This is a genomic window from Nitrobacter sp. 62-13 (genome assembly GCF_001896955.1).
Classification (GTDB): domain Bacteria; phylum Pseudomonadota; class Alphaproteobacteria; order Rhizobiales; family Xanthobacteraceae; genus Nitrobacter.
This window is the reverse complement of the sequence record NZ_MKRN01000198.1, coordinates 1-8770: the sequence shown is the minus strand read 5'-3', so window position 1 is coordinate 8770 and position 8770 is coordinate 1. Positions and strand designations below refer to the sequence as shown.

Here is an 8770-nt window from a genome sequence, read left to right as displayed (position 1 = left end):
CCTGACGCAGATCGCATCGCTGTTGAACGTCGATTGCGCCGGGATTCTGGTGCTGCGCGACGGCGGCGCGGTCAACGATGATTTTTCAGTGCTGGCGGGATCGGGCTGCTACAGCAGCCTCATCGGGTCCGCGGGTCAGGCGTCGCTCGATTCTGATCTCAAGCAGACCGTCGAAGCCGCCTTCCGGCGGCGCAAGCACGAATTCGCCGATCACCGTTCGGTGCTTTATATTCGCACCGGCAGCGGCCGCGAGGTCGTGATCCTGCTGCAGGCCGAGCGCGATCTGTCGGATACCGACCGCTCGCTGGTCGAAATCTTCGGCAGCCGGCTGTCGATCGCGTTCGATAACGTGATCTTCTACCAGCAACTACAGGACGCCAACGCCCAGCTCGAAGACCGGGTCGCGCAGCGCACCCGCGCATTGATGCAGGCCAATCGCAGGCTTTCCGCGCAATGGCTGCGGCTGCAGCGGGCCAACGGGTTCAAGAACGAGATTCTCGGCACCGTCGCGCACGACCTGAAAAATCCCCTTGGCGTCATCCTGGGTCGTACCGAGATGCTTGTCGAACTTATCGGCACGACGTCGTCCAGGGACACCGTCACCTCGCAGGTGGATCATATCCGCGATGCGACCAGGCGTCTGATTACGATGGTCGACCATCTGATCTCCGACGCCATGGCCGACGCCTTCGATATCACCATCCGTCGCGAGCCGGTCGATGTCGCGGCACTGATCGCCGAGGTCTCCGAAGCCAACCGGCCGTCCGCAGTCAACAAGCAGCAGACCATCTCGGTCTCGGCGCCCACCGGCCGCGTCACGATGTGCGACCAGGATCGGATGCGCGAGGCGATCGACAATCTCGTCAGCAACGCCATCAAATACAGCCCGGTCGGCGGCAGGATCACGCTGCTGGTCGACTACGACGCGGAGCATACCGTCATCCGTGTCACCGACGAGGGCGCCGGCCTGTCGCCGGAGGACCTGGGGCGGCTGTTCGGCCGCTTCCAGCGGCTGTCCGCAAAACCCACCGCCGGCGAGAGCTCGACCGGCCTCGGCCTGTCAATCGTGAAACGGATCGTCGACATGCATGACGGCCAGATCAGCGCCGACAGCGGAGGGCCCGGACAGGGATCGACCTTCACCATCATCCTGCCCACGACAGCCTGACATGAACCGGAATCCGCATATCATTGTCGTCGACGACGAAGCGCCCGCCCGCGAAATGGTCGGCGACTATCTCAAGATGCACGGCTTTGCCGTCACATTGTGCGACGGCGGCAAGAGCCTGCGCGAGGCCATCGGCATCGCCACGCCCGATCTCGTCGTGCTCGACCTGAACATGCCGGAAGAAGACGGGCTTTCGATTATCCGCGATCTCAAGAGCCACACCGATCTACCGGTGATCATGCTGACGGCGACGGCCAGTCCGATCGATCGCGTGGTCGGCCTCGAACTCGGCGCCGACGATTACGTGGCGAAACCCTGCGAGTTGCGCGAACTGATGGCGCGCATCCGTTCGGTCCTGCGTCGGAGCGCGCCGAAGACGGAAGCGCCGCCGCCGGCCGCCGACGTCAAGCCCGCGGCCCGGCAACTCGTCCGCTTCGGCACCAAATGGCTCGATCTCGATGCCCAGGCCTTGCGCGACGATGAAGGCAACGAACATCCGCTCACCGCATCCGAATTCGGCCTGCTGAAAGTTTTCGCCGCCAATCCCAAGCGGGTTCTGTCGCGAGAGCGACTGCTGGAGCTCGCCAATGCCCGCGACAGCGAAGCCTTCGATCGCGCGATCGATCTGCGCATCATGCGGATACGGCGCAAGATCGAGCCCGATCCCGCGAAACCCGCAGTGATCCGGACCATCCGTGGAGGAGGCTATCTGTTCTCGCCCGCCGGCGACAAAACGTAAGCTCGCTGCGCGATGGGCATTCGGTCTCAGAACCCCAGGACATTCGGCCTCAAAACTCATCGGAACGCTGCAAAGCCGGTCTCTACGGCTAAAGTCTAATAATACGGCTAAAGTCTTATAACGCTCGCCCGACCAGAACCTTTTCCGGCCTGGCAGGATCCGGTGAGCGTGAAAAGAAACCCTCCCGATCAACAACTTGCCCATATTTTGATCGCAAAACGTGATCCGCTTTTGCGGACTCCGGGCGGGGACTTACCCCCCGATTGTTTCGTCGCCGGCGATGGGACGAAACATTTCAATGCTCGCGAAACCATTTTCCGCTTGGCGTGCAGACGTTCTGAAACCGTGACTGGCTAAAAATCTGCCTAACAAATAAAGGGGAGCCGTCATGCAAAACGTTATTGCAATCAATGCAGCCGCCCGCGAAGGCATTATCGTTGCCCAGGCGACCACCGACGAGATGCTGCTTGCGCAGATTGCCGACGGCGACCGCACGGCGATGCATACTCTTTATCTCCGCCACAATGTGCGGATCTATCGGTTCGTGCTGCGCAGCCTGCGCGACGCGACCGCGGCCGAAGACATCGTCAGCCAGGTCTTCCTCGACGTCTGGCGCACCGCCGACCAGTTCGAAGGCCGCTCGCGGGTCTCGACCTGGCTGCTTTCGATCGCCCGCTTCAAGACCCTGACCGCGATGCGCCAGCGGCGCCACGAAGATATCGACCAGGATAACGTCCGCGAAATCGCCGACGGCGCCGATACGCCGGAGACCACGCTCGATCGCAGCAACGTCAGCGCCATTCTGCGTGCCTGCATCGCCAAGCTGTCGCCGGCTCATCGCGAGATCATCAACCTCGTCTACTATCATGAGAAGACGGTCGAAGAGGCCGGCGAGATCATCGGCATCCCGCAGAGCACGGTGAAGACGCGCATGTTCTATGCCCGCAAGCAGCTTGCGGAGCTTCTGAAAGGCGCGGGCATCGCAACGATCGCAGCCTGACCGGCGGCCTGTTCGGATTGTCGCCCATTCTCATGTGGATGGCGGGAATACCTTTCCGTGCCCCGGCGTTCTGTCCACCGCGGCAGGCCGTCGATCGACGAGTTGGTTTGCCGCGCGGCGCGATCCGATGACGCTCGCCCGTATCGCGGCGCTGTTTCATGAAAACTTTAGAATTTCCAGCCGGGCCGCGGTCGCTTGCCATCGCGCAGCCGCTGATATTTTATGCTGCGTGTGATTTGACGGGGACGCTGGCGGCCGGCATCTGCCGCCATTTCAGCGAGGAGAACAAGCGATGATCGGGTTTCGGGACCTGACCCTGGCGGTGTCTGCCGCGGCATGTCTGCTGCTTTCGGCGACGCATGGCTTTGCGCAGCAGCCGCGGCCCGACGTCGGCGATGAGCCCGGCCTGGTCGCCGACGATTCCTTCCAGCTCGACCCCGAATACCGCAAGCAGGTGGTGCTCTACCGGACCACCGAGCCGCCCGGCACCATCATCATCCAGACCGCGGAACGCCATCTCTATCTCATTCAGGGCAACGGTCGCGCGATCCGTTACGGCATCGGCGTCGGGCGCGAAGGGTTTCAGTGGCAGGGTATTCTCAACATCACGCGCAAGGCGGAATGGCCGGACTGGACCCCGCCGCCGGAGATGATCGCACGGCAGCCGTACCTGCCGCGCTTCATGGCGGGCGGCCCCGGCAACCCGCTCGGCGCGCGTGCGATGTATCTCGGCACGACGGTGTACCGCATCCATGGCACCAACCGCCCCGATACGATCGGCACGGCGATCTCATCGGGCTGTTTCCGCCTGGTCAACGCCGATGTCGCCGATCTCTATGACCGTGTTCCGGTCGGAACGCGCGTGATCGTGCGGCAAAAACCTCAGCTTTAATCCATCACCACGTCGGCGCCGACATTTTCCGATCTTGCGAGGGGGCATCCATGCGGACTTTCCGAAGCGGTCTCTTGATAGGGCTCGCCATTGCCACCGCCGTTGCGGTCGTCGCGATCGCCTACGAGCGCTACGACACCAAGACCCTGAAACGGACGCTTCGGCGCGATGCCGTGTGGTGCGGCGTCAACACCGGCCTGCCCGGCTTTTCGAATTCGGATGAAAAAGGCAACTGGTCCGGCTTCGATGTGGACTTCTGCCGTGCCGTCGCCTCCGCCATCTTCGACGATCCGACGAAAGTGAAGTTCGTCCCGCTCGACGCCAGCGAACGCTTCAAGGAACTGCAAAGCCGCAAGATCGATATTCTCGCCCGCAACTCGACCTGGAGCATGTCACGCGAGACCAATTACGACCTCTATTTTCCGGCAGTCGCCTATTATGACGGCGAGGGCTTCATGGTCCGCACCTCGCGAAAGGCCGACTCCGCTCTCGATCTCGGCGATACGAAAATCTGCGTGCAGGACGGCACGACCACGAAACTCAACCTCGCCGATTACTTCAAGGCCAACAACCTGAAATACGAAGAGGTCAAATTCGGGAAGCTGGAAGACATGCTCAAGGCCTATGACGAGGCCAAATGCGATGTCGTGACCGCCGACGTGTCCCAGCTCTATGCCTTGCGCCTGCGGCTGACCAAGCCGGGCGAGAGCTTCATCCTGCCTGACGTGATCTCGAAGGAGCCGCTGGCGCCGGTTGTCCGTCAGCGCGACGACGACTGGATGATGATCGTCAAATGGACCCTCTACGCGATGATCAACGCCGAGGAACTCGGCGTCACTTCGAAAAACATTGATGAGGCGATGAAGTCGACGAAGCCCGACGTGATGCGTCTGGTTGGCACCGAAGGGGAATACGGCGAGGATCTCGGGCTGACCAAGGACTGGGCGGCGCGCATCATCCGCCACGTCGGCAATTACGGCGAGGTCTACGACCGCAACGTCGGCGCCAACTCCAAGCTGAAGATTCCGCGCGGCCTCAACCAGCTCTGGAATGCCGGCGGCATCATGTATGCTCCGCCGCTGCGGTAGGCGACGCGCGAGGCGCCGGCGGCATCGATGTCGCAGGCGGCCTTGATCATGAGCCGATGCTTTCACAAATAACAGGGACGCCGGGTCGATCCCGGTGAAGGCTTGAATTACAGAGGTGCGCCATGCCCGATGCGTCGATTCCCGTCGCCGCCGCCACCCGGATCGGGCACGTCCATCTCCGGGTCGCCGACCTCGAACGTGCGCTCGGCTTCTATTGCGGCGTGCTGGGCTTCGAATTGACGCAACGCGACGGCGATCAGGTCGCGTTCATTTCCGCCGGCGGCTACCATCATCACATCGGACTGAACACGTGGGAAAGCAAGGGCGGTTCGCCGCCCGCTCCCGGCACGACCGGGCTGTTTCACACCGCGATCCTGTATCCGACGCGCGCCGCGCTGGCTGATGCGCTGCATCGGGTTAGCAGCGCCGGCATTCCGCTCGATGGCGCCAGCGACCACGGCGTCAGCGAGGCGCTGTACCTGCGCGATCCCGACCAGAACGGCGTCGAGCTTTATTGGGACCGGCCGCAAGCGCAATGGCCGCGCGATGCAGACGGCGGTCTTGCGATGTTCACGCGCCGGCTCGATCTCGACGATCTTCTTCGCCAGCGCGAGTCCTAGCAGGCTGTTGAAGAAGTCTCCAACCATCATTCCGGGGCGCAACGAAGGTGCGAACCCGGAATCCAGCCATACTGATTTTCTTCGCATTTCTGGATTTCGGATCACCGCTTGCGCGGCGTCCGGAATGACGACAGAGATTTTTCAACAACCTGCTAGACCGTCCGCTCGCAATGTACGCACTCGTTGGTCGACGGGGCCGTAATGTCATCCTGCATGTCGTTCGAACACGAGGATCAGATTGTTGGCGGGCATCTCGACGACGTCCAATCGCTTCAGGCCGTTGCGCTGCGCCAGCGCCGTCACCTCGTCGACATCGCGCACGCCCCATTCGGGATCGTTGTCGCGCAGGCTGACATCGAAGGCCGCGTTGCTCGGCGCGGTGTGCCGACCGCCACGCTTGAACGGCCCGTACAGAAACAGCCGTCCGTCCGGACGCAGATAGCGTGCCGCGCCAGCGATCAAACCCTCGGCGACGCGCCACGGCGCGATATGGATCACATTGGCGCAGAACACCGCGAGCAGGGCGTTGGGTCCGGGGCCGTCGCCCGCCTCGGCGAACCACTCCGGGCTCGACAGGTCGATCCGCAGCGGTGGGCGGACGTTGGCGAGTTGTTCATGCGCGGTCCACGCCGCGATGCTGCGAAGATGGTTGTCGTTGAGATCGCTCGGCCACCAGGTGATCCCGGGCGTTTGCCGCGCGAAGAAAACCACATGCTGCCCGGTGCCGCTGCCGGCCTCGACCACATCTCCCGTTTTGCCGTGCAGGAATTTTTCCAGCACCGCCCAGATCGCTTCATGATTGCGATGAAACGCAGCCGCGTCGAGACGGTCATCGGAGTCTGCCTGCCGGCCGCGCTTGCCGAATTCCGCGGTGTAGTCGACCATAGGGCGACCTCCTTCATTCGGGGGGGGCGGCCGACGATGCGACAGGCGCTGCCGGAAGGCAATGCCCCGCAGTGATCGCTTCACCTCGACCGAGTCGGGGTCTAGCATGGCGGCCGAAGCCGTCCATGAGCCTTGTACAAAGGCCGGGGATATGAAAATGAGTGCACGGCAGCTCCGCACGAAACGCGGCGGCCGAATAACGAAGCAATCAACAGAGCATCGCAGGAACCGCCTTTGACGAAAATTCCTTTGACGCAGTCCGTCGCTCCGTCGGCGCTGGCAGCCTCGCTGCTGCTCGCTGCCGCCGTCACCGTCGCGTCCTTTCCCGCGGGTGCGCAGACTGCCGCCGCCGAAGGGCAAAAGCTCGCCTTCGATCGCAACAAGGGCAACTGCCTGACCTGTCATGAGATCAAGGGCGGCAGCCAGGCCGGCAACATCGGGCCGGCTCTTGCCGACATCAAGAGCAAATATCCGAACCGCGCCGACCTCGTCGCGATCGTTTCCGACGAGACCAGGCGAAATCCTCTCACGGTGATGCCGCCGTTCGGACGAAACCACATCCTGACCGGGACGGAAATCGATGCGGTCGTCGACTTCCTGCAAACGCTGTGACGTCAGCCGCGCGCAAAGGAGACCACACATGATCCATTCATCGCCCGGCAGCGTTGATGCGACGCGGCGGCTGATCCTGAAAGGCGCGGCGGTCGTGGCGCTGGCAGGCCTCGCCGGCATTCGCTTCGGACTCGCGCCCGCGCTCGCCGCCGCCAATGACGCCTATCCGGACGCCGCTTTCAAGGTCAAGGGAGCCGACGGTGCGATCCAGGCGCTCTACGGCAAGACCGCGGAGAAATCCGACAAGGTCAGGATGGACGCGCCGGAGATCGCCGAGAACGGCGCGGTCGTTCCGGTTTCCGTCACCACGAGCCTGCCCGACGTGACGTCGATCGCAATTTTCGTTGCGGAAAATCCGAACGCGCTGGCGGCGTCATATCGCATTCCGGCCGGCACCATGCCGAGCGTCGCCAACCGCCTGAAGATGGCGAAGACCAGCAATGTCATCGCGGTCGTGGAAGCCGGCGGCAAGCTCTATAGCGCCAGCAAGGAAATCAAGGTCACCATCGGCGGTTGCGGCGGCTAGAGCATGATCCCGAAAAGCGGGAACCGGTTTTCGGATAAGTCATGCTCAATCAAGGGATAAGGCTGGGATCTGATTCAACGGAAATGGGTCAGGCTCCAATGGAAGCGAAACGTTAAGGGAAGACAGTCATGGCATCGACAATCCGCATTCGCGCAACGTCGAGCGGCGACACGACCGAGGTCCAGGCGCTGATCCAGCATCCGATGGATTCGGGCTTCGTCAAGAATTCCGCGGGCGAATTGATCCCGCCGCACTTCATTCAGCAACTGACGTTCGAACACGGCGGCAAGCCGGTCTTCGTCGCCGACTGGGGACCTGCCGTTTCCAAGGATCCCTATGTGAAATTCAGCTTCAAGGGCGGCAAGAAGGGCGACGACCTCAAGATCAGTTGGATCGACAACAAGGGAGCTTCCGACTCCTCGACGGCTAAGATTCAGTAATGGCGGCGCTGGGCAGGCGGAGAACAGACATGCGATTGACCTTCCGCTCGGTGGCAACCGGACTGGCGCTGACGTTCGCCGCGGTGCAGACATCTCACGCGACTGAGAAGACCAATCCGCCTGCCGACCTCAAGGCGTTCCAGAAATACTTCACCGACAAGTTCCCCAAGCTGAAGCTGAAGGATTTCGTCAACGGGCCGTATTCGATGGATGCTGGCCTGTACAAGCAGTGGAAGGAGAAGGAGGAGTTTCCTCCTTACGAATTCGCGCTCGCCGCCGGCAAGGAGATGTTCGAGAAGCCGTTCAAGAACGGCAAGAGCTTCGCGGACTGTTTCCCCCACAAGGGCATCGGCATCCGGCAGAACTATCCCTATTTCGACCAGAAGCAGGGCAAGGTCGTCACGCTCGAGCTTGCCGTCAATCAGTGTCTGGAAAGCAACGGCGAAAAGCCCCTGTCCTATACCAAGGACGAGATGGCGTCGGTGACGGCCTATATGGCGTTCACCTCGCGCGGCAAGCCGTTCAACATCAAGATCCCGAAAGACCCGCGGGCGCTTGCCGCCTATGAAAACGGAAAGCGCTATTTCTACACGCGGCGCGGCCAGCTCAATTTCTCCTGCGCCACCTGCCATGTGCAGACGCCGGGCAACCACATCCGGGCCGAGGTCCTCGCGCCCGCGCTCGGCATTCTCAACGCGATGCCGATCTACCGCTCGGCATGGGGCGGCATGGGCACGACCAGCCGCCGCTTCACCACCTGCAACAGCCAGGTACGCGCGGTGCCGCTGACGCCGCAGGAC

The 8770-nt window shown here is 62.3% G+C and carries 11 protein-coding genes; 10 read left to right on the top strand and 1 reads right to left on the bottom strand.

What is annotated here, in order from left to right; translation table 11 throughout:
• From BGN91_RS15480 to BGN91_RS15455, 6 genes are all read left to right on the top strand, one after another.
• Positions 1-1168: HAMP domain-containing sensor histidine kinase (locus BGN91_RS15480; RefSeq protein WP_292614649.1), on the top strand; the 1168-nt coding region annotated here is incomplete at its 5' end.
• A gap of 1 nt (position 1169) precedes the next feature.
• A complete protein-coding gene (locus BGN91_RS15475; RefSeq protein ID WP_292614648.1) occupies positions 1170-1907 on the top strand; it encodes a response regulator in 738 nt (245 codons plus the stop codon).
• A gap of 388 nt (positions 1908-2295) precedes the next feature.
• A complete protein-coding gene (locus tag BGN91_RS15470; protein WP_292614647.1) occupies positions 2296-2907 on the top strand; it encodes a sigma-70 family RNA polymerase sigma factor in 612 nt (203 codons plus the stop codon).
• Positions 2908-3199: 292 nt separating this feature from the next.
• Positions 3200-3799, top strand: a complete 600-nt coding sequence (locus BGN91_RS15465) for a L,D-transpeptidase (protein WP_292614646.1) — start codon at positions 3200-3202, stop codon at positions 3797-3799.
• 50 nt (positions 3800-3849) lie between these two features.
• Entirely contained in the window at positions 3850-4887 is a 1038-nt protein-coding gene (locus BGN91_RS15460; RefSeq protein ID WP_292614645.1) for an amino acid ABC transporter substrate-binding protein, read from the top strand.
• 122 nt (positions 4888-5009) lie between these two features.
• The gene (locus BGN91_RS15455) at positions 5010-5507 is read left to right on the top strand and encodes a VOC family protein (RefSeq protein ID WP_292614644.1); all 498 of its coding nucleotides are present in this window, start codon (positions 5010-5012) and stop codon (positions 5505-5507) included.
• 204 nt (positions 5508-5711) lie between these two features.
• Here BGN91_RS15455 and BGN91_RS15450 read toward each other — a convergent pair whose 3' ends face one another.
• Positions 5712-6392 carry a DUF938 domain-containing protein gene (locus tag BGN91_RS15450; RefSeq protein WP_292614643.1) on the bottom strand — a complete coding sequence of 227 codons (681 nt, stop codon included), beginning with the start codon at positions 6390-6392 and terminating at the stop codon, positions 5712-5714.
• Positions 6393-6668: 276 nt separating this feature from the next.
• Here BGN91_RS15450 and soxX point away from each other — a divergent pair, with 276 nt between their 5' ends.
• The 4 genes from soxX to soxA all read left to right on the top strand — a co-directional run.
• Positions 6669-7004, top strand: a complete 336-nt coding sequence (soxX, locus tag BGN91_RS15445) for a sulfur oxidation c-type cytochrome SoxX (protein ID WP_366408654.1) — start codon at positions 6669-6671, stop codon at positions 7002-7004.
• Between the two features lie 28 nt (positions 7005-7032).
• Positions 7033-7530 (top strand): thiosulfate oxidation carrier protein SoxY, encoded by a 498-nt coding sequence (gene soxY, locus BGN91_RS15440; protein WP_292614641.1) that lies wholly within the window; start codon positions 7033-7035, stop codon positions 7528-7530.
• 128 nt (positions 7531-7658) lie between these two features.
• A complete protein-coding gene (gene soxZ / locus BGN91_RS15435; RefSeq protein ID WP_292614639.1) occupies positions 7659-7970 on the top strand; it encodes a thiosulfate oxidation carrier complex protein SoxZ in 312 nt (103 codons plus the stop codon).
• Positions 7971-7999: 29 nt separating this feature from the next.
• Positions 8000-8770 (top strand): sulfur oxidation c-type cytochrome SoxA (gene soxA, locus BGN91_RS15430; RefSeq protein ID WP_292614637.1); only part of this gene is annotated, 771 nt, incomplete at its 3' end.

Bases quoted from the DNA above. Each gene is read 5' to 3' on its own strand.
- BGN91_RS15475 (WP_292614648.1), top strand. From the start codon at position 1,170: ATGAACCGGAATCCGCATATCATTGTCGTCGACGACGAAGCGCCCGCC.
- BGN91_RS15470 (WP_292614647.1), top strand. From the start codon at position 2,296: ATGCAAAACGTTATTGCAATCAATGCAGCCGCCCGCGAAGGCATTATC.
- BGN91_RS15465 (WP_292614646.1), top strand. From the start codon at position 3,200: ATGATCGGGTTTCGGGACCTGACCCTGGCGGTGTCTGCCGCGGCATGT.
- BGN91_RS15460 (WP_292614645.1), top strand. From the start codon at position 3,850: ATGCGGACTTTCCGAAGCGGTCTCTTGATAGGGCTCGCCATTGCCACC.
- BGN91_RS15455 (WP_292614644.1), top strand. From the start codon at position 5,010: ATGCCCGATGCGTCGATTCCCGTCGCCGCCGCCACCCGGATCGGGCAC.
- BGN91_RS15450 (WP_292614643.1), bottom strand. From the start codon at position 6,392: ATGGTCGACTACACCGCGGAATTCGGCAAGCGCGGCCGGCAGGCAGAC.
- soxY (WP_292614641.1), top strand. From the start codon at position 7,033: ATGATCCATTCATCGCCCGGCAGCGTTGATGCGACGCGGCGGCTGATC.
- soxZ (WP_292614639.1), top strand. From the start codon at position 7,659: ATGGCATCGACAATCCGCATTCGCGCAACGTCGAGCGGCGACACGACC.